Consider the following 17,926-nt stretch of genomic DNA (forward strand, 5'->3'; position numbering starts at 1 on the left):
CATGGTCTTCGCCGGTGCGGACGGCGAATGACGATACCGTCGCCACGGCCGTCATGAAGCGGTGGCAGATGCGCCGTTGCTCGGTATCGACCGTCAGGCCGGCGGCAGGACCGCGATACGGTCGTGCACGCGTGCCAGCAACCGGCATTGGCGTATGACGAGCCGAAGGGTTTCCGTGGCATCCGGCGGGGGCTCCGGGGCATCGAGCGCCGACGAGGGCATGCCGGTTCGCACATGGTCGGCCAGCGTATCGAACGCATCGGCGACATGGCGTGCAAGGCGGTCCACGCTGTCGGCATCGGCGGGCGGCAGGGCCTGGCGGTGCACGCCCAGGGTGGAAAGGTGCGACAGGCCCGCCTGCAACGCCGTCAGCAGGCGTAGCGCCCGTTCGCCGCGTTCGGGCGCGTGGCCGGGCTCGGTGAGCAATTCGGCTACGTTGCCCGCGACGGCCGCCTGCGCGGCGTGGGCGTCCCGGCGGGCGATGCGATAGGGCAGGTCGTCGACCTTGCCGGTGGCGTACTGCGCGGCGATGCGCTCCAGGTAGCGGCCGTAGGCGAGCAGGGCGTCGGCCACCAGGTCGTCGAAGCGGCGCACGCGCCAGTCGGGGAGGACGAAGCGGATGGCCGCGGCGGCCACGCAGGCGCCCAGCAGGGTATCCAGCAGGCGTGGGCCGATGGCGGTGTAGCCCGCGCCGACACGATCGAAACACAACAGCACGAACAGCGTGATCGCCCCCGTGGCGAGCGCGTAACGGCGCAGCCGAAAGGCGAAGAAGGCCGCGCCACTGGCCACCAGCACGGGCAGCCGCCAGTCGCCGCCGGGCAACAATTGCAGCAGGGCCCAGCCGGCGACCAGGCCGCCCAGCGTGCCGGACACGCGTTGGATCAGCCGCCGCCGCGTCGCGCCGTAACCGGGTTGGCAGACGAACAGCGTCGTCATGAGGATCCAGTAACCATGGCTGGGGTGCAGGGCCAGCATCAACAGGTACCCGCAGAACAGCCCCGCCGAGAGGCGCACGGCATGGCGAAAATGCATCGATCGCCGGTTCAGCCGCACGCGAATCCGCGCGAGCGCTTCGCGCGGCGAGCGCGGTTCGTCGCCTTGCAGGGCGATGTCGCCGTCGTCGCGCAGCGAGCCCTCGTCTTCGATGGCGGCCTGCAGGTTTTCCATGTTCCGCAGGAGGGCGGCCAGCGCGTCGTCCACCGCTTGGTCGGGAGCGAAGGCATGGCGGCGATGGTCCAGCGCGTCGCGCAGGTCGTCGAGCGCGCCGCGGGGCAGCGCGATGGAGCGCAGGCGCGTGCCGGTGCGCACGGCGTCGGCGCGTTCACGGCATGCCGTGGCCTGCAAACGCAGCAGGCGGCCGAAGCGGAACATGATGTCGCTGTGGTATAGCGCGCCGACGAGTTCGTCGTAGGGATAGTGGGAGGAGCCGATACGCTCGTGGATATCCTGCGCCACGAAGAACATCGCCAGCCGCGATGCGGCACGGCCGCGCGGTTGCCGCCGGCCGGTGCGGTCGAGCAGGGCGCCGCGCACCGAGGCGAGCGCCTGCACCGTGTGCAGGTTGCGCTGCGAATAGGCGACCTCGAGCGACTGGCGGTCGAGGTCGCGCACGGGTTCGAACAGCGCGGCCTTGGCCTCGATGAGGCCGGCCAGCGATTCGTAGAGCCGGGCCAGCGCGTGGCGCACCGCGCGCTGCGGGGAGAACACGCTCCATGCCAGGGACAGCAGGCCGTACCACGCCGCGCCGAACAGGATCGCGGACAATTCCGCTCCGCCGGGAACGTCCGAGGCGATCATCGTGTACACGGCGAGGATGAGCGTCGCCGCGGCGATGGTGGCGTAGCGCCCGCTCGCGGCGCCGAGCATCACCAGGACGAACGTGCCCGCCGGCAGCACGATGGCGAAGAGCACCGGATGGGCGATGGTCGCGCGCACGACGATCGCCGCCAGGGCGAAGCAGGCGAGGGTCACCACCAGGCCGCGCAGGCGCCCCCGCCAGGCGTCGTCGGTTTCGGCCAGCGCGCAGGCGATGGCGCCCAGCAACGCGGGCACGATGGCGGTGGCCGGTCCTTCGAGCGTGCACCATGCGGTGATGCCGCCCAGGGCGAGCAGCACGCGGACGACGTCGGCGAAGCGGTCGGATTCGGCGAGGTGGCGGAGGGTGGGCATGGAAAAAGCCGTCGATAGGTTGTCGCGAAAACCTCATGCAAAGCTGGGTTCCTGCGCAGGCAGGAACCCATGGCCGGGAAGTCACTCTTTAGCAAAGCCCGCCGTTCACGGCCAGCACCTGTCGCGTGATGTACCCCGCTTCGGGGCTCATCAGGAACCTGACCGCCGCCGCCACTTCTTCCGGCGTGCCGGCACGTTCCATCGGGATTGCCTTGAGGATGTGTTCCACGGGCACCTCGGGCTCGAGCATGTCGGTATCGATGAGCCCCGGCGCGACGCAGTTCACGGTGATCTTGCGCTTCGCCAGTTCCACGGCGAGCGCCTTCGCCGCACCGATCACGCCGGCCTTCGAGGCGCTGTAGTTGACCTGCCCGCGATTGCCGATCAGCCCCGACACCGACGTGATGCACACGATGCGTCCCGCCGCGCGACGCCGGATCATCGGCATCGCCAGCGGATGCAGCACGTTGTAGAAACCGTCGAGGTTGGTGCGCAGCACCGAGTCCCAGTCGTCGTCGGTGAGACCCGGAAACGCGCCGTCGCGGGTGAGGCCCGCGTTGCAGACCACGCCATAGTAGGCGCCGTGCGCGGCGACGTCGGCTTCCAGCGCCGTGGCGGTGGCGGCGCGGTCGGCGATGTCGAACTGCAGCACGCGGCACGAGCGGCCGAGCGCGACGATCTGTGCCTGCACGGCCTCGGCTTCGTCGCGACGGGAGCGGCAATGCACCACCAGGTCGTAACCCGCGCGGGCGAGGTCCAGGGCGATGGCGCGGCCGATGCCGCGGCTGGAGCCGGTGACGAGGACGGTGTCGGTCATGGGGTGGCCTTGGGGTCGAGGTGATTGCGGGGATCGAGGAAGGGCGAGGGATCGGGCGGACTGAACACGGTGAGCCGCGCCTCCGCCTCCACGCCGGGCGCGTCGATACGGCAGACGAACGAGCCCATGCCGTCGTCGTCGTGGAACGCGCGCACGGCATGCACGCGCAACGTGGCCCCGAGCGGGAAGACGTCCACGTTCGCCCGGTAGGCACGCGTGCCGAGCAGGAAACCCGGACGCACGGTGCCACCGGTGGAAAGCACCTGGCAACCGTTCCAGGCGGCGATCGCCTGTGCCATCAGTTCGATGCCGGCCCAGGCGGGCAGGCCGTTCGGTTCCGTGGCGAGCCCGCCACGGCGCACCACGCGCTCGCAGACGATCGTGTCGGCGTCCCAGGACATCACGCGGTCGAGCCAGATCATGCGGCCGGCGTGGGGAAGGAGATGTTCGATGGGCCAGGAAGTCATGCGCTATGGGACAGGATGAGGCTCGCGTTGTTGCCGCCGAACGCGAAGGAGTTGCTCATGAGATGCCGCCGGCCGGCGGGCAGGCGTGTTCCCTTCGCCACGAAGGCGAGCGGCGGCAGGGCGGGATCGGGGTTGCCGTCGTAGTGGTGCGGCGGCAGGCGCCGCTCGGCATCGGTGAGCGAGAGCCAGCAGAACGCGGCTTCCAGCGCACCGGCCGCGCCCAGCGTATGGCCGGTCAGCGCCTTGGTGGACGAGCACGGCACGGCGCGATCGAACACCGCATGCATCGCGTGGCTTTCCATCGCGTCGTTGTGCTCGGTGGCGGTACCGTGCAGGTTCACGTAGTCGATCTCCGCGGCATCCAGGCCGGCCGCGGCGAGCGCGGCCCGCATGGCCTCGCTCGCGCCGCGACCGTCCGGTTCGGGGGAAGACATATGGTACGCGTCCGAGCTGGCGCCGCCGCCGCTGAACGCCACGGGGCCCGGCTCGCGGGTCATCAGGAACACCGCGGCGGCTTCACCGATATGGATGCCGCGACGCGCCGCGGAAAACGGCAGGCAGCGCTCCGGCGCGGTGGCTTCGAGGGCATGGAATCCCTGCGTGGCCAGGCGGCACAGCGTATCGGCCCCGCCGCAGATCACCGCGTCGCACAGGTTCAGTTTCAACAGCCGCCGCGCGGTGAGCAGGGCGCGCGCGCTGGAGGTGCACGCGGTGGAGATGCCATGGGCGGGTCCGCCCAGGCCGAGCCATTCGGCGACGAAGGCGGCGGGCGCGCCGAGCTCCTGGTCGATATAGCGATAGTCGCTGGGCCATGCCCCGGTGCGGCCGCGCGTGGCGATGCCGCGCGTGGCTTCCTCGATGCCGGTGGTGCTGGTGCCGATGACCACGCCGACGCGATGCGCGCCGAAGCGGGCGATGGCGTCGCGCACGTCCGCCTCGATGTCCTGCACGGCCTGCATCAGCAGGCGGTTGTTGCGGTTGTCGCGATGCTCCAGGCCTGCCGGCATGGCCGGCAACGGGTCGATCACGTCGCCTACGGGCATGGCCCGGCCCGGTACCCAGCCCTCGAGCGAACGCAGCCCGTGCGGCGCGGCGTCGAACAGCGCGTTCGCCACCACGGCCTTGCCGCGGCCGAGCGAGCAGGTGACGCCGAGCGCGTTGAGGTACGCGGTCATGCGTCGAGCGGCTTGCGCGCGGCGACGTTCACCAGGGTTTCCTCGCGCTGGCCCGGCGGCGGCGGCGCCTTGAGGCCCCAGCGCTCGGCCAGGCCGAAGTCCTTCGATCGGCTCCACCACAGGTAGGGCAGCGACACCTGCGCGTCGTCGAAGCGGAAACCGCGCCGACGCAGCATGGCCATGTACTCGTCGGCACTCTTCTGCACGTGCATCGGATGGCGGAAGAACCAGCGGATCACCCAGGTATCGATATAGGCCTTGGTGGACTCGGCGAAGAGCAGCACGCCGCCGGGCTTGAGCACGCGCCAGAATTCGTCGAGCGCGCGCTCCTGCTCCACGAGGTGATGGAAGGTCTGGTGGCAGAACACGATGTCCACCGAGGCGTCGGGCAGGTCGATGGCGGCGCAGTCGCCGACGATGAAGCGGGCATCGATGCCTTCGCGGTCGGACTCCTGGCGCGACAGCGCGATGCTGTGCGGGTCGGCGTCCAGGCCGATCAGGCGATCCGGCGCGAAGGCGTCGCGCAGCAGGCGGAACGAGCGCCCCTGGCCGCAACCCACGTCGAGCAGCGTGCCGCCGCGCGGCAACGGCTCGCCGACGAGGCGCTTGAGGTCGTTGATGGCCACGCGCAGCACGTGGTGCTGCCAAGTGTGCGTGCGCAGGAAGGCGAACCCGAGGCGGGTTTCTTCCACGTAGGTGGGGCTGGCGAACTTCATGCGGGGTCTTCCGTGGATCGGGCGAGGCGTTGCATCACGTCGTCGACGAATACCTGCGGCGAGACGAGCTGCATCTCGCCGTCGGTAAGGCGCACCGCGACCTGGATGGTGCTGGCGCGCGTCAACCGTTCGCCGCTGTCGGCGTCGGACAGGGTGTAGTGGATCTTCAGGCGGTTTTCCCATTCCACCAGCTCGGCGCGCACGCGCAGGCGCTGGCCGAAGCGGGCCGCGCGCGCGTAGCGCACCTGCAGGTCGATGATGGGCCAGGCGTAGCCGGTGTGCCTCATGCGCACGTAGTCGTGGCCGATGTCCTCGAGCAGGGCGCATCGCGCCACCTCGAGGTACTTCACGTAGTGGCCGTGCCAGACCACCTCGAGCGAGTCGACGTCGAAGAACGGCACGACGAGGTCGATCTCGACGGCGAGCATACCTTTAGTACGCATGCGAAGCTCCCGGCACGGTGGGCCAGTACGGATGGAAATTGAACCACTGCAGGGGCGCCTCCAGGCAGCGCTCGGCGAGCCAGTCGGCGTAGCGCGTGGCGGCGGCCGATACGTGCTCGTCGCGACGGCCACGGTCCCATCCGGCCGCGTCGTCGAAGCGGCGCAGGTGGATGCGATAGCGGCCGTCGCGCTTGAGGCAGCAGACGAGGTTGGTGCGCGCGCGCAACATGGCCGCCATGAGCCACGGGCCCTGCGGGAAGGGTGCCGGGGCGCCGAGGAACGGGACGTACGTGCTGCGTGCACCGTGTTCGGCCACGCGATCGCCCGCGATGGCCAGCCACTCGCCGCGATCGAGGCGTTCGGCTAGGTCGAGCATGGCCGAGGTGTCCAGGTCGCCCACGTGCATCAGGCGCAGGCGCGTGTCGCCGGATTCGCCCAGCAGCCGGTTGAAATGCGCCGCGCGCGGCAGGTGCATCAGCACGTTCAGCGCCACGCCCTCACCGATCTCGGCCATGGCGCGGCAGACGTCGAGGTTGCCCAGGTGCGTGCAGACGAGGATCTGCCCGCGACCGCCGCCGAGCAGGGCGTCGCGCACGCCGTCGGGGTCGTCCATGCTCACCGAGTGCAGGCGCAACGCGCCGCGCCACACGTCGAAGCGGTCGAGCAGGCAGTCGCCGAAGGCCATGTACTGCGCGAAGACGGCGCCGCGCGGAAACAGGTCGGTGCGGCCGCTCCACGCGGCGAGGCGCCGCTGGTAGTCGGCCACGTGACCGCGCACGCGGCGCCCGGTGAGGAAGAAGTACGACACGATGAGGTAGATCACCGGCGCCACGGGGCGCCGGCCGAGCAGGCGCACGAGCCAGGCCGTGAACTTCAGGCCGAGAAAGCTGCCGCGCTCGCGTCGCGCGGCCCAGTGCGTGGCGTCCGTCATGGGCTCAGTCATCACGCGGCTGTCCCAGCTGGAGATAGGCGGAGGAGTAGGGCGCCTCGGCGTCGCGATAGACGAAGTGCAGGCGGCGACGCACGGTGTCGTGCCGCAAGGCCAGTTCCACGGTGTCGCCCGGCCGCAGCAGGCGCTGGAATTTCAACTGGTCGATGGCGTGGCAGGCACGCGGCGTGCCCAGCCTCGGCGCGGCGAGGTCGAGGGCCCAGCCGATCTGCGTCACGCCCGGCAACACGGGCGCCTCGGGAAAATGCTCGGCGAAGCAGGCCAGGTCCAATGGCAGCGCGATGCGCAGCACGTGCGTGTCGCCGTCCTTCCATTCGTCGATCACGTTGGCGTTGGCGGATAGCGGGGCCTGCAGCGTCGCGTCCACGTTCGCCGCTTCGGGCAGCGCATCGGCGAAACGCCACACCAGCGGCGTGGACAGGGGATCGTCGCCCGCGGCGTATTGGCCCAGTTCGTTCACCAGGCCGGCGCGACCATGCCGAAGCAGGGCGATCCGCCCGGCCGGCGACAAGGCCACGACCATGCCCGGTCCTTGCTTGCCCGCGTAACCACCCGCCGCTCCCGCCACCCAGGGATGCGAACCGAGGCGGCGGGCGGCGGCGTTCATCGGCGCCTGGTTGATGCGGCGGCGCAGGCGCTGGCGGAAGACCCACTCGCCCACGAAGAGCACGCCCATCACGGCGTAGGCCAGGATGCCGTTGTAGAACGTCCACCACGACAGGCTGCCCCAGGTGGCGAGCACGCCCGAGGCGATGCCGTTCGCGGCGAAAAAGATCACCCACACCCAGGTGACCTTGCGCACGTAGGCCACCGCGACCGGGGGAAGGTCGGGTTCGGTCACCCGTGCGATGCGTTCGATGATCGGCGGCCCGTACTTCAGGCTGAGCGCGAAGGCGGCAAAGAGCAGCGCGCAGATGAGGCTGGGATACCAGCGCACCAGATGCTCCTCGCCGCCCAGCGCGAGCACCGCGCAATACGCAAGCGTGATGCCAAGCATCCAGCGGCCGCCGGGCCGGCGCAGCAGCGCGGGCGCGCGCACGAGCCAGAGGCCGCCGAGGATCAGGCCGAACATCGGCGGCGACACGTGCTCGGAACCGAAGTAGACGATGAAGGGATACAGCACGCCGGCCAGCACCAGCGCGAGTTCGCTCAGCTTACGCATGGTGGTTTTGCGACTCCACGTAGAAAGCGAGACTGCGCACCGTTTCGAAATGGCGCCGCGCGTCTTTCGAATCCGACGCGATCTTCAGGCCGTAGGTGGTCTGCAAGGCCAGCGCCAGTTCCAGGGCGTCCACCGAATCTAGGCCGAGGCCCTGCCCGAACAGCGGCTGGTCGGCGGCGATGTCGCCCACGGTCAGGTGTTCCAGCGAGAGCGTATCGATGATGAGTTGCGTGATGTCGCGTTCGAGCCCGCTTCGATCGGGTGTGTTCATCCCTGCATGTCCCCTGCGTAGAGATGGTGGAGGTGTTCGTTGAGGCGTCGCGAGGCGATCGGCGCGGGCGCGTCGCGATAGGCGGATACGTCGATGTCGTCGCCGACGCGCAGGTGCATGTGCACGCGCCGGTCCGGAATGCGGTACCAGGGTTCGGCCTTGGTGAGCGTGGTGGGTTCCACGCTGATGAAGACCGGCGTGACCACTCGCGCGCCGCGGACGGCGATGGCCGCCGCGCCGCGATGGAACACGGGAGGCCGGCCCGGCGTGGTGCGTGTGCCTTCGGGAAAGACGATCAGCGTCTGTCCGTCGCGCAGCACCTCGGCGGCGCGGTCGAGCATGTCGGCGCTGCCGTCGTTGCTGATGTACTGCGCCACCGTCACCGGTCCGCGCATCCAGGGATTCTTCCACAGGCTGTGCTTGACCACGCAGTTGGCGTCGGGCACGTGGCCGAGCAGGAACACGACGTCGATCAGCGAGGGGTGGTTGGCGACGATGAGCTGGCCGGGGCGGCCCAGCCGTTCGAGCCCTTCGAAACGGTAGGTGAGCACCCCGGTGCGGTACATGAATTGCGAATGCAGCCAGAACGCCCGGCCCACGGTACGCCGGGCGCGCTTGCGGCGCGCCTCGGGCGGCCCCGGCCAGTGCAGCACCACGGGAAGAATGGCCACGCGCAGCAGGATGCCGCCGATGCCGAAGAAGGCGAAGGAGAGCGCGGTGAACACGAAGCGCCACGCCCATGCGTCGCGGCGTGTCCTTACGCCAGGCGGTGCCATGTCCATCGTCGTGTCTTCCAGCGGTGCTCGAGGGACGCGCCGTCGTGCAGCGCGCGGACGAAACGCAGGGCGTGCGGTTCCGTGGCCGGCGAGGCGCCGGCCACGTCGCCATGCAGGGACAGGCGCCAGCGCATGCCGTCGCCCGGCGCGGCGGCCGGAACGATGCGTAGGGCGACCGCGTGCGAGAACGGCACGTCGTCGATCCAGCCGTCGTACGCGGCCGCGGGACGCTCTTCGGCCATGGCGACGATCACGGCCGGAGCCCCGTCGGCGAGCAGGCCGGCGGCTTCGACGACGGCATGCTCGAAGGTATCGGCTTCGCCGGCGATGGCGACCGATTCGCCGCGCTGCCCGCGCAGGATCGACCACTGACCGGCGATGGCGTTGTGCACCGACAGGCCGAACTGCGTCGGCGACAGCGGTGCCTCGCGGCCGATCTCGTCGAGCATGGCGAAGGTGCGCGTGGTTTCGCCGTGGCGCGAGGCGAACACGAACGGAAGCTGCTCGTCGTCGGCGCACAGCGGCCACGCCGCATGCATCACGATGCGGGCGAGACGGCTGAGCCGGCGCCGCTGCATCGGCGGCACGAAGGCGCAATCGGGCTGCTGGCCGTCGTCCGCGACGGTCGCGTCGCCCGCAGCCCAGGCGGCCCAGTCGCGGGCCTCCTCGATGCCCGGTGCCCAGGCCCGCCAGCGTTCGATGCGCAGGTCGATCACGCGCCGGGCTCCTGGTAGCGGCGAATCACCAGCGCGGCGCAGCTGCCACCGAAACCGAAGTTGTTGGAGAGCACGGCGTCGATCCGCGCCTCGCGCTCGCCATCGAGCAACGGCGCATCGGCGAACGCGTCGTCCACCGTCGACGGATAGGCCGGCCCGAGCAGCACGCCGGCTTCCATCATGGCGATGGACGCGATGGCATCGAGCGCGCCCGCGGCGGCCGGCGCATGGCCGGTGAGGCCCTTGATCGAGGACATCCACGGCACGGGATGCCCTCGATCGCCGAAGACGCGGCGTAAAGCCTCCCACTCGGCGGCATCGCCCTGCACCGTGGCGCAGGCGTGGGCGTTCACGTAATCGGGAACGATCCCCGCCAGGTCGATCGCCTGGTGCATCGCCTCGGCCATGCCGTCGGCGTTGGGGCTGATCATGCCCTCGGGGTCGGAAGCCGCGCCGTAGCCGGCCATTTCGCCGAGGATGGACGCGCCGCGCGCCAGCGCGTGATCGAGGGATTCGAGCACGAGCACGCCCGCGCCGCCGCCCAGCACGATGCCGTCGCGGTCGGCGGCATACGGCGTGGACACGCGGTCGCCCGCGACGCTGGCGGTGGACAGCGCATGCATCACGTCGAAGCACATGGCGGCCTTGTCGTGCAGTTCTTCGGCCCCGCCGCAGACGACGATGTCCTGGCGGCCGAGCTGGATCAGTTCCATCGCCTGGCCGATGGCATGCGTGGCGCTGGTGCAGGCCGAGCCGACGGTGAACGCCCGGCCGCCGAAACCGAAGGCCTGGATCATCGTGGCGCTCACCGCGCTGCCCATGCTCCGCGGCACGATGAAGGGCGAGAGCCGCGAATAGCCCTTGGCGTGGAACACGTCCAAACCGGCTTCGTATTCCGACAAGGCCGCGGCGCCGCCCATCACGATACCGACGTCGCGCTCACGCACGCGGGTTTCGTCGAGCCCGGCTTCGGCAAGGGCTTCGCGCGTGGCGTGCCAGGCGAATTCGGCCGCCTGCGGAAGATAACGGCGCAGCTTGCGCGGCGGCGGTTCCAGCGCGTCGGTGTCGGCCGGCGCGGCCACGCGGCAGCGCATGCCCAGCGCGGCGAAGCCCGGCATGTCGCGAAAGCCCGCGCGTCCCGCGCGCAGGCCGTCGAACAGTGCGCGCCGGTTCGGTCCGAGGCAGGACACCGCGCCCATGCCGGTGACGACGACGCGACGCATCAACGCGGCATCCGGAAGATGAGCGAGGTGTTGATGCCGCCGAACGCGAAGTTGTTGTTCATCACGTGGTCGGTGCGAATGGCGCGCCCTTCGCCGGTGACGTAGTCGAGCGCGGCGCACTCGGGGTCGGGCGTGTCGAGGTTGATGGTGGGCGCGAACCAGCCGCGGCGCATCATCGCGATGGCCCACCACGATTCCAGCGCACCGCAGGCACCGAGCGTGTGGCCGACGTAACTCTTCATCGAGCTGATCGGCACATGGGTGCCGAGCACGTCGGCGGTCGCGTGGCTCTCGGCCACGTCGCCGCGATCGGTGGCGGTGCCGTGCGCGCTGACGTAGCCGATGGCCGAGGCATCGAGGTTCGCGTCGGCGAGCGCCATGCGCATCGCGGCGGCCATCGTCTCGCGCGTGGGCTGGGTGATGTGCACGCCATCGGAGTTGGTGCCGAAGCCGACCACCTCGGCATGGATCGTCGCGCCGCGCGCGAGCGCGTGATCGTAATCTTCGAGGATCAACGTCACGGCACCTTCGCCCACCACGAGACCGTCGCGTTTGGCGTCGAAGGGGCGGGGCGTGAGGTCGGGCGTGTCGTTGCGCGTGCTGGTGGCGAACAGGGTGTCGAACACCGCCGCGCCGGGGCCGGACAGTTCCTCGGCGCCGCCGCAGAGCATGAAGGTCTGTTTGCCCTGCTGGATCGCCTCGTAGCCGTAGCCGATGGCCTGGCTGCCCGACGTGCAGGCGCTGGAGGTGGTGATGACGCGGCCCTTCAGGCCGAAGAACACGCCGACGTTCACCGCCGTAGTGTGCGCCATCATCTGGATGTAGCTGGTGGCGGTCACGCCCTGCATCGAGCCGGTGTCGAGCATGTGGCCGACGGTGCGCGCCGGTTCGATGCTGCCGCCCGACGAGCCGTAGGCCACGCCCATGCGGCCGTCCCTGATCGCCGGATCGTCGAGCAGTCCCGCGTCGGCGAGGGCGCGTTCGCTCGCTGCGACGGCGAGCTGGGCCACGCGGCCCATCGAACGCAGGTGCTTGCGCGACCAGTGCGTCGGCACGGCGAAGTCGTCCACCGGACTGCCGAGGCGACCGTTGAGGGCGTCGAAGTAATCCCATTCGCTCATGCGGCGGATGGCGTTGCGGCGGGCGCGCAGGCGCGCCTCGATGGTGGTCCAGTCGTGGCCCAGCGGCGTGATCCCGCCGATGCCGGTGATGGCGACGCGCCTTGGCGCGCGGAAAGGAGAGGTGTGGGTCATGCGTGGTTCCTCCCGGGGGCGCTCACCGGCGCGAGCAGCGCGGTGAAGCCGATGCCGAGGAGCAGGGTGAGTCCGAAATGGTTCAGCGCGGGCATCGTGCTGAGCGCGAGCAGGCCGAAGGAGAGCAGGGCGGTGACGGCCGACAGCAGCACGCCGGCGTAGGCGGCCCCGGGACGATCCGCCGAATGCGGTTCGCCTTCGCGCAGGAAGACGGCGTAGTTGGCACCCACGCCGAGCACGAGCATCAGTGCCATCACGTGGAACAGCGTCAGCGGCTCGCCGAGGTAGCCCAGCGCCGCCACGCTGAACACGATGCCGGCGGCCGGCGGCAGCAGAACGCGCCAGGCGGCGCGAGGGCCGTAGCGCCAGGCGAAGGCGGCGCCGACCAGCAGCAGGGCGCCGCCCAGCCAGAGGCTGGCATAGCCGCGATAGCGGCCGAACAGCGCGGTGATGCCGGCGGGTTTGTCGATGAGCGAGATGCCGGGGAGGCCCTTCGCCAGGTCGCGCAGCGTCGCCACGTCATCGTTGCCCTGCGGCAGCACGAGGCTGGCGCGGTCCATCCAGAGATAGCGGAACGGCGTGTAGGCGGGCGTGGCCTGCCAGTCGGCGAGGGTGAACGGGCTGCCGGGGTAGGCGTCGGCGTAGGCCTCGGCGGTGTCGGGTTTGAAGCCCGCCTCGCTGAGCGCTGCGCGTATCCGGCTTCGGCACGTCCGTTCGCCGATACGATCGGCTCCCACCCCTTCGGTAGGAAGCTCACTACCGGAGGGGTGGGAGCCGATCGTATCGGCGAAAGCCAGGTTGCAGGAAAGTTGCAGGTTTTCGGCCTGCCTTTTTCGGGAAGGCAGCATCGCCGTCATCCCGGTCCAGCCCACGTGCGCACGATCCAGCCGATCGGTCAGCGCCTCTTCCCGCTGCAACACCTGCTCGGCATCCGCCCCTTCCACCAGCCAGAACTGGCTGCCGCCACCGAATCCGGCGATGCCGCGAATCACGGCCGCCTGTTCGTCCAGCGACGGAGGCGGTGAAATCAGCAGGTGGATGTCGTCGTCATGCCCCAGGCGCAGCCAGCCGGGCACGGCGGCCACGGCAAGCACGGCGATGGCGAGCAGCGCGCGCCGCCCCGAAGCGACGCGTTGCCATCCCAGGGCGAGGCGCACGAGTGGCGCCGCCAGCGGCGCGCGCGCCGGTTGGCGCAACAGGGCGGGCAACAGCCAGAACACGCTCGCACAAGCCACCGTCATGCCCGCGATGGCGAATACCGCCATCTGCCTCAGGGCGGGAAAGGGCACCAGCGCGAGCAGGGCGTAGCCGAGCAGCGACGTGGCCAGGGCGAGCAGCAGGGCCGGGCGTACCTGACGCACGCCGCGCTCGGCGATCCATGCGTCGCCCGCGTTGGCTCGCGCGCAGAGGTACTGGATGGAATAGTCGACCGCCTCGCCGAGCAGGGCGGCGCCGAAGACCAGCGTGAGCAGGTGCAGTTGTCCGAAAACCAGGATGGTGATCGTGGTGGCGCCGATCACGCCAAGCGCCGTCGACACGAACGCCACGAGCAGCGGGCGCACCGAGCGGAAGGCGAACAGCAGCAGGGCCGCGATGCCCAGGGTGGATGCGATGCCCACCACGTGCGTATCGCGTTCCGCGCCTGCCCTTGCCGCCGCGGCGTAGAACACGGCGCCGGTGCGCAGCACGCGCGTGCCGGGATACTTCGCGACGATGTCCCGTTCCGCCGTTTCCAGCACGCCGAGCGACCGGCGCTGCACGGTATCGTCGTACGACGAGCCGGCGAGGTTGGCGATGACCAGCACGTAGCTGCCGTCGTCGCGGTGCGCGGTGAGCAGGTCGTCCTCCGGCACGAGCGAGCCGCCGTTCCACGGTTGGCGATCGAGCCAGTGTTGCAGCCAGCCGAAGGGATCGTCGCCGAGCGCCGGTCCGGTGTTGGCGCCGAAGGGTTCGTTCAGTCGCCGCGCCAGCGCCGCGGCGGCGTCGAAACCGGGGGCGGCGAGGAGGGCACGATCGGCGGGCGTCAGCAGGTGGAAACGGTGGGCCAGGAAGGGCGTGACCAACTGATCGAGGTCGAACGGCGGCAGCTCGGCGATGACGGAGGTGAAGGCGGGACGCTTGCCGAGCGCCTCGCCGAGCTCGCGCGCGGCGTCTTTCGCGGCCGCGTCGTCGGCGTTCGCCACGAGCAGGATCATGCGGTCGCCGCTGGCCCGGGCCAGCCGTTCGACGGCGCGTTCCGCCAGCGCGTTGCGCTCGGTGGACGGCAGCATGGCCAGCAGGTCGGTCTGCAGCGGCGACGCCCCACGGCCGAACAGCAACCAGGCGCACAACAGGCACATCCCCAGCGACGCGCACGCGAACAATACGGCACGGGCCGAGGTCGTGAGCGACGTCATGGGATGCCGAGCAGTTTCGCTTCGACGGCGCTGGGCGTGCCCGCGTCGCGCGTGTTCGAGAAATCGAGGCGGGTGGTCTCGCCGTTGGCCATGTCCACCTCGATGCCGTCGAGGAATTCACCGCCCTTCAGCGCGATGTCCTTGAGCACGCGGGCCATGCGCGATTGCCTTGGCGTGAAGCGCAAGGTCCAGTGCGCGAGGTCGCCGTCGGCGGCGATGTCGAACTGGCGCGCCGCCTCGTCGCTCCTGCCCGCGAGCAATCCCTGGAGCATGGCCGTGACCTGGCCGATGCCGCGGTTCACGTCACGCACCCGTTGTGCGTGGCCCTGCGCATCCACGCGCGAGGTGCCCCCGGCGGTGAAGACGAGCGTGTCGTCGTACGGTTCGCGCGTATGCCAGAACATGCCGTGGCCGACGGCGAAGAGCAGTTCGCCGTGGCTGACCTGGGGCGCGGCCAGCGCGGGGTTGTCGCGTGTTTGCGTGAAATCGGCCCGCACGGCCTGGTGCGTCGACAGGTGGGCGAGCACGTCGTCGACGAGCGTGGGCGTGGCGTGCGCCGTGCCCGTGAACAGGAGGACGATCAGGACGATCAGGCGGCGCATGCGGGGTCCTTGCGTCGGAAACGGCGAAGCACGAGGCCTGGCGCGCGCGGCAGCATGCCGAGCAGCAGGCGCGTGTGCATGGCGCTGATGCGCACGTTGTCGCGCCACATGCGGAAGTGCGACAGACCGTTCTCCGGATAGATCACCCGCGTGGGCAGGTTGCGTACCGGCACGCCGCGCCAGAAGAGGCGTACGGCGATCTCGGTGTCGAAGTCCATGCGCGCGGGCAGGGGCTTGCGCGCGATTTCCGCGCGGGTGGCGGCCAACGGATACAGCCGGTAGCCGCACATGGAATCCTGGATGCCGAACGACAGCGTTTCCACCCAGACGCAGGCATGCGTGAGGTAGCGGCCGTAGAGGCGGGCCTTCGGCACGGAGTCGTCGTAGATCGGGCGCCCGCACACCATCGCCTCGGGTGCGGCACGGCCCTCGGCGAGAAAGCGCGGCGCGTCGGCGGTGTCGTGCTGGCCATCGGCGTCGATCTGCAGCACGTGGCTGTAGCCGGCCTCGAAGGCGGCGAGGAAACCGGCGGTGAGCGCCTTGCCCTTGCCGCCGTTGACCGGCAGGCGGATGAGGCGGAGATCGTCGCGTCCCGCGACGAGGGCGTCGAGGATGGCGCGCGTTTCGGCGTTGGAGCCGTCGTCGACGATGATCACCGGCAGCCCGTGGGCGGCGAGCGCGTTCGCCGTCGCCGCGATGCTGCGACCGTGGTTGTAGATCGGCACCACCGCGCAGGGCGTGAACTGCCGCGCGGTGCCTTCCGTGCCGGACCTGCCCGTGCCCGTCATGAACCGCTTAGCGCGCGACGAGCTGCTGCACCGTCGCGACCACGTCGCCGACCGTGCGCACGCTCTTGAAGTCTTCCGGCTTGATGCGGGTGCCGGTCATGTCCTGCACCTGGATGGCGAGGTCGATGGCGTCGATGCTGTCCAGCTCGAGGTCGGTGAACAGGTTCGCCTCCGGCGTGACCCGTGCCGGGTCGATCTCGAAGGTCTCTTGCAGTACCGAACGCAGGCGCGCCAGGACATCGTCGAAGGTGAAGGTTTCTGCTGGGATCGCGCTCATAGCTCGGTAAGTCCATTTCAGCCCCCGCGCCGGGCGCCCGGCGGCCTTGCGGCGACAGCGGGCGGCACCGTCGCCGGAGCGACGAAGGTCGTGATCGATATATACGGTTGTGGCCGCCCCGTCGGCGGCATCCCCCTGCCCAAAAGCATCGCGCAAGCAAAGTCTTACGCCATGCCGAGGGCGCCGGAAGTGTACCAGATCGCTTGGCCGGAAAGCCCGGGTCGATGCAGGTTCCTGCCGTGGCGGTTCGTGTAGGCGGACAGCCCCGTCCGCGCCCGGCGGACACCGATGCCCGTCCGCGGACACCCCGGTCCGCGCGGCGAAGCGCAAAAATCGGCGCCGCGACGGGCTTTCCCGCGCTCGACGCGGTTGGCACGGCGCATGCAACACCCCTGGCGAAACCCACCAGGAGGAAAACCGCCATGAACATCGAAACCCGCCTGCTCAAAGGCCTGTTCGTCGCCGCCGTGCTGGCCAGCCTGCTGACCCTGAGCACCATGCTGGTCTCGCCCGCCCCGTTCGCCGGCTCGGCCCCGGTCGTCGAGGCCGGCCGTTGAGGCCCTCTCGCCTTGGAGGCGGACCTGCCGCATCCGTTGCGTACGTCGATGGCGCACAGCCAGACTCGCCATCGGCGCGGTCCGCCTCCACTGGCTCGCTACGTCATTTCGGCGCGCGCACATGCTTCGGCGTAACGTTTTCCGCCTGCGGCCCTTTGGGGCCATCCTTGACTTCGAAGGTTACTTCATCGTTCTCGTTGAGCGACTTGTATCCGTTCCCCACGATGCTCTTGAAGTGAACGAAGACGTCCTTGCCGCCGCTATCGCGTGCGATGAAGCCAAAACCCTTGGCGTTGTTGAACCACTTCACTTTCCCGTGCTCGATCATCGTTTTCGTCCTTGATGGTGATCCCGCATTGCTGCGGTTATCGCACGTTAGCCCTCATACGACATCCTGGCGATAGCCCATATAGCCGAAGAACTTCTCGGCAAGAAAAAAGTCACCTGACTTCTCCGGTGGTTCTTTTCCGATGCGGAGCCATGAGACGTTTGCTGAACGCACACGCGCCCTTGGAAACCCGGCGCGTTTTGCCCATGTGCGGCAGGCGGATCTTGCCGATGGCGGCGACGCGGTCGGCGGCCTTCTAGCTGGGGATGCCGTCGCGCTGGGAGATCTCCAAAATGCGGCCCCTGTCGTAGTAGATGGCACGCACTATGTGCATTGCGCGCCCCACGGCACGGTTTTAGCCATCAGCCCTCACACGGGCACCCCGGCGACAGGTTGTGTAACCGAGGCGCTTCTCAGCAGAAAGGCACTGACAGTCGTGTTTTTTTAAACGTCAGCCATAGGGGTTGTAATCAAGTTTCCGAACATTTGTGACGGAATAAGCACTATTGTTCGGATCGTAATCAAACTGAACTCTGCGGTTTAGCCAACTATTGTCCAACGTCTCTTGCCGGTAATGGACGGTACTTGTCTGACCTGCAGTGGGTCCATCACTGCGGACCGGGGAGTCAGTTTGTATTTGTGCGTCGTATGCGCTGATGTACGTGATTGTTCCAGTTACCTTCATGGTCACGATCTCCTTATCATGTTGGGTGAACGGCATCCCATGCCGTTCGTCTCCAGTATCCGGCTTTCGATATTGGATGTGGTCCTGCAGGGTTTTGGCAAGAAAAAAGCCACCGGATTGCTCCGGTGGCTTCTCATCGCGCATGAGTTAAAC

General features: G+C 69.3%; 20 protein-coding genes. 1 reads left to right on the plus strand and 19 read right to left on the minus strand.

Features of this window, described 5'->3' with window-relative positions; genetic code table 11:
• Positions 1-93: 93 nt before the first annotated feature.
• From yccS to JNG39_RS02435, 17 genes are all read right to left on the minus strand, one after another.
• Positions 94-2,172, minus strand: coding sequence for a YccS family putative transporter (gene yccS / locus JNG39_RS02355; protein ID WP_368309444.1), 2,079 nt, complete (start codon positions 2,170-2,172; stop codon positions 94-96).
• Positions 2,173-2,260: 88 nt separating this feature from the next.
• Positions 2,261-2,989, minus strand: coding sequence for a 3-oxoacyl-ACP reductase FabG (gene fabG / locus JNG39_RS02360; RefSeq protein WP_368309445.1), 729 nt, complete (start codon positions 2,987-2,989; stop codon positions 2,261-2,263).
• A complete protein-coding gene (locus JNG39_RS02365; RefSeq protein WP_368309446.1) occupies positions 2,986-3,456 on the minus strand; it encodes a 3-hydroxylacyl-ACP dehydratase in 471 nt (156 codons plus the stop codon). Before JNG39_RS02365 ends, fabG begins: the two co-directional genes overlap by 4 nt.
• Positions 3,453-4,631, minus strand: a complete 1,179-nt coding sequence (locus JNG39_RS02370; protein ID WP_368309447.1) for a beta-ketoacyl-ACP synthase — start codon at positions 4,629-4,631, stop codon at positions 3,453-3,455. The genes JNG39_RS02365 and JNG39_RS02370 overlap by 4 nt, the downstream gene beginning before the upstream one ends.
• Positions 4,628-5,347: a class I SAM-dependent methyltransferase gene (locus JNG39_RS02375; protein ID WP_368309449.1), complete on the minus strand. Its 720-nt coding sequence runs from the start codon at positions 5,345-5,347 to the stop codon at positions 4,628-4,630. Before JNG39_RS02375 ends, JNG39_RS02370 begins: the two co-directional genes overlap by 4 nt.
• A complete protein-coding gene (locus JNG39_RS02380) occupies positions 5,344-5,790 on the minus strand; it encodes an acyl-CoA thioesterase (RefSeq protein WP_368309451.1) in 447 nt (148 codons plus the stop codon). The genes JNG39_RS02375 and JNG39_RS02380 overlap by 4 nt, the downstream gene beginning before the upstream one ends.
• Positions 5,780-6,733 (minus strand): glycosyl transferase, encoded by a 954-nt coding sequence (locus JNG39_RS02385; RefSeq protein ID WP_368309452.1) that lies wholly within the window; start codon positions 6,731-6,733, stop codon positions 5,780-5,782. The genes JNG39_RS02380 and JNG39_RS02385 overlap by 11 nt, the downstream gene beginning before the upstream one ends.
• Positions 6,726-7,901, minus strand: coding sequence for a hypothetical protein (locus tag JNG39_RS02390; protein ID WP_368309453.1), 1,176 nt, complete (start codon positions 7,899-7,901; stop codon positions 6,726-6,728). The genes JNG39_RS02385 and JNG39_RS02390 overlap by 8 nt, the downstream gene beginning before the upstream one ends.
• The gene (locus JNG39_RS02395; RefSeq protein ID WP_368309454.1) at positions 7,894-8,172 is read right to left on the minus strand and encodes a phosphopantetheine-binding protein; all 279 of its coding nucleotides are present in this window, start codon (positions 8,170-8,172) and stop codon (positions 7,894-7,896) included. The genes JNG39_RS02390 and JNG39_RS02395 overlap by 8 nt, the downstream gene beginning before the upstream one ends.
• A complete protein-coding gene (locus tag JNG39_RS02400; RefSeq protein WP_368309455.1) occupies positions 8,169-8,948 on the minus strand; it encodes a lysophospholipid acyltransferase family protein in 780 nt (259 codons plus the stop codon). The genes JNG39_RS02395 and JNG39_RS02400 overlap by 4 nt, the downstream gene beginning before the upstream one ends.
• Positions 8,930-9,664, minus strand: coding sequence for a beta-ketoacyl synthase chain length factor (locus JNG39_RS02405; protein WP_368309457.1), 735 nt, complete (start codon positions 9,662-9,664; stop codon positions 8,930-8,932). Before JNG39_RS02405 ends, JNG39_RS02400 begins: the two co-directional genes overlap by 19 nt.
• Positions 9,661-10,887, minus strand: a complete 1,227-nt coding sequence (locus tag JNG39_RS02410; protein WP_368309459.1) for a beta-ketoacyl synthase — start codon at positions 10,885-10,887, stop codon at positions 9,661-9,663. The genes JNG39_RS02405 and JNG39_RS02410 overlap by 4 nt, the downstream gene beginning before the upstream one ends.
• A complete protein-coding gene (locus JNG39_RS02415) occupies positions 10,887-12,140 on the minus strand; it encodes a beta-ketoacyl-ACP synthase (protein ID WP_368309460.1) in 1,254 nt (417 codons plus the stop codon). Before JNG39_RS02415 ends, JNG39_RS02410 begins: the two co-directional genes overlap by 1 nt.
• A complete protein-coding gene (locus tag JNG39_RS02420) occupies positions 12,137-14,536 on the minus strand; it encodes an MMPL family transporter (protein WP_368309461.1) in 2,400 nt (799 codons plus the stop codon). Before JNG39_RS02420 ends, JNG39_RS02415 begins: the two co-directional genes overlap by 4 nt.
• Complete coding sequence (locus JNG39_RS02425; protein ID WP_368309462.1) at positions 14,533-15,138, minus strand: outer membrane lipoprotein carrier protein LolA; 606 nt, start codon at positions 15,136-15,138, stop codon at positions 14,533-14,535. The genes JNG39_RS02420 and JNG39_RS02425 overlap by 4 nt, the downstream gene beginning before the upstream one ends.
• Positions 15,126-15,926 carry a glycosyltransferase family 2 protein gene (locus tag JNG39_RS02430; protein WP_368309463.1) on the minus strand — a complete coding sequence of 267 codons (801 nt, stop codon included), beginning with the start codon at positions 15,924-15,926 and terminating at the stop codon, positions 15,126-15,128. Before JNG39_RS02430 ends, JNG39_RS02425 begins: the two co-directional genes overlap by 13 nt.
• A 7-nt stretch (positions 15,927-15,933) precedes the next feature.
• The gene (locus tag JNG39_RS02435; RefSeq protein ID WP_368309464.1) at positions 15,934-16,203 is read right to left on the minus strand and encodes an acyl carrier protein; all 270 of its coding nucleotides are present in this window, start codon (positions 16,201-16,203) and stop codon (positions 15,934-15,936) included.
• Between the two features lie 422 nt (positions 16,204-16,625).
• Between JNG39_RS02435 and JNG39_RS02440 the strand changes: the two genes are divergently transcribed.
• Positions 16,626-16,760, plus strand: a complete 135-nt coding sequence (locus tag JNG39_RS02440; protein ID WP_368309465.1) for a hypothetical protein — start codon at positions 16,626-16,628, stop codon at positions 16,758-16,760.
• A gap of 103 nt (positions 16,761-16,863) precedes the next feature.
• Here the strand turns inward: JNG39_RS02440 and JNG39_RS02445 are convergent, their stop codons facing one another.
• Both JNG39_RS02445 and JNG39_RS02450 read right to left on the minus strand, forming a co-directional pair.
• On the minus strand, positions 16,864-17,085 hold the full coding sequence (locus JNG39_RS02445) for a cold-shock protein (RefSeq protein ID WP_368310794.1): 222 nt from the start codon (positions 17,083-17,085) through the stop codon (positions 16,864-16,866).
• A 454-nt stretch (positions 17,086-17,539) separates the two neighbouring features.
• Positions 17,540-17,917 (minus strand): hypothetical protein, encoded by a 378-nt coding sequence (locus JNG39_RS02450; protein WP_368309466.1) that lies wholly within the window; start codon positions 17,915-17,917, stop codon positions 17,540-17,542.
• Between the last annotated feature and the right edge of the window lie 9 nt (positions 17,918-17,926).

The organism is Luteibacter sp. CQ10 (assembly GCF_040900725.1).
In the GTDB taxonomy this organism is placed as follows: domain Bacteria; phylum Pseudomonadota; class Gammaproteobacteria; order Xanthomonadales; family Rhodanobacteraceae; genus Luteibacter.

Coding starts and splice junctions, on each gene's coding strand:
- yccS (WP_368309444.1), bottom strand. CDS start 2,172: ATGCCCACCCTCCGCCACCTCGCCGAATCCGACCGCTTCGCCGACGTC.
- fabG (WP_368309445.1), bottom strand. CDS start 2,989: ATGACCGACACCGTCCTCGTCACCGGCTCCAGCCGCGGCATCGGCCGC.
- JNG39_RS02365 (WP_368309446.1), bottom strand. CDS start 3,456: ATGACTTCCTGGCCCATCGAACATCTCCTTCCCCACGCCGGCCGCATG.
- JNG39_RS02370 (WP_368309447.1), bottom strand. CDS start 4,631: ATGACCGCGTACCTCAACGCGCTCGGCGTCACCTGCTCGCTCGGCCGC.
- JNG39_RS02375 (WP_368309449.1), bottom strand. CDS start 5,347: ATGAAGTTCGCCAGCCCCACCTACGTGGAAGAAACCCGCCTCGGGTTC.
- JNG39_RS02380 (WP_368309451.1), bottom strand. CDS start 5,790: ATGCGTACTAAAGGTATGCTCGCCGTCGAGATCGACCTCGTCGTGCCG.
- JNG39_RS02385 (WP_368309452.1), bottom strand. CDS start 6,733: ATGACTGAGCCCATGACGGACGCCACGCACTGGGCCGCGCGACGCGAG.
- JNG39_RS02390 (WP_368309453.1), bottom strand. CDS start 7,901: ATGCGTAAGCTGAGCGAACTCGCGCTGGTGCTGGCCGGCGTGCTGTAT.
- JNG39_RS02395 (WP_368309454.1), bottom strand. CDS start 8,172: ATGAACACACCCGATCGAAGCGGGCTCGAACGCGACATCACGCAACTC.
- JNG39_RS02400 (WP_368309455.1), bottom strand. CDS start 8,948: ATGGCACCGCCTGGCGTAAGGACACGCCGCGACGCATGGGCGTGGCGC.
- JNG39_RS02410 (WP_368309459.1), bottom strand. CDS start 10,887: ATGCGTCGCGTCGTCGTCACCGGCATGGGCGCGGTGTCCTGCCTCGGA.
- JNG39_RS02415 (WP_368309460.1), bottom strand. CDS start 12,140: ATGACCCACACCTCTCCTTTCCGCGCGCCAAGGCGCGTCGCCATCACC.
- JNG39_RS02420 (WP_368309461.1), bottom strand. CDS start 14,536: ATGACGTCGCTCACGACCTCGGCCCGTGCCGTATTGTTCGCGTGCGCG.
- JNG39_RS02425 (WP_368309462.1), bottom strand. CDS start 15,138: ATGCGCCGCCTGATCGTCCTGATCGTCCTCCTGTTCACGGGCACGGCG.
- JNG39_RS02430 (WP_368309463.1), bottom strand. CDS start 15,926: ATGACGGGCACGGGCAGGTCCGGCACGGAAGGCACCGCGCGGCAGTTC.
- JNG39_RS02435 (WP_368309464.1), bottom strand. CDS start 16,203: ATGAGCGCGATCCCAGCAGAAACCTTCACCTTCGACGATGTCCTGGCG.
- JNG39_RS02440 (WP_368309465.1), top strand. CDS start 16,626: ATGAACATCGAAACCCGCCTGCTCAAAGGCCTGTTCGTCGCCGCCGTG.
- JNG39_RS02450 (WP_368309466.1), bottom strand. CDS start 17,917: ATGCGCGATGAGAAGCCACCGGAGCAATCCGGTGGCTTTTTTCTTGCC.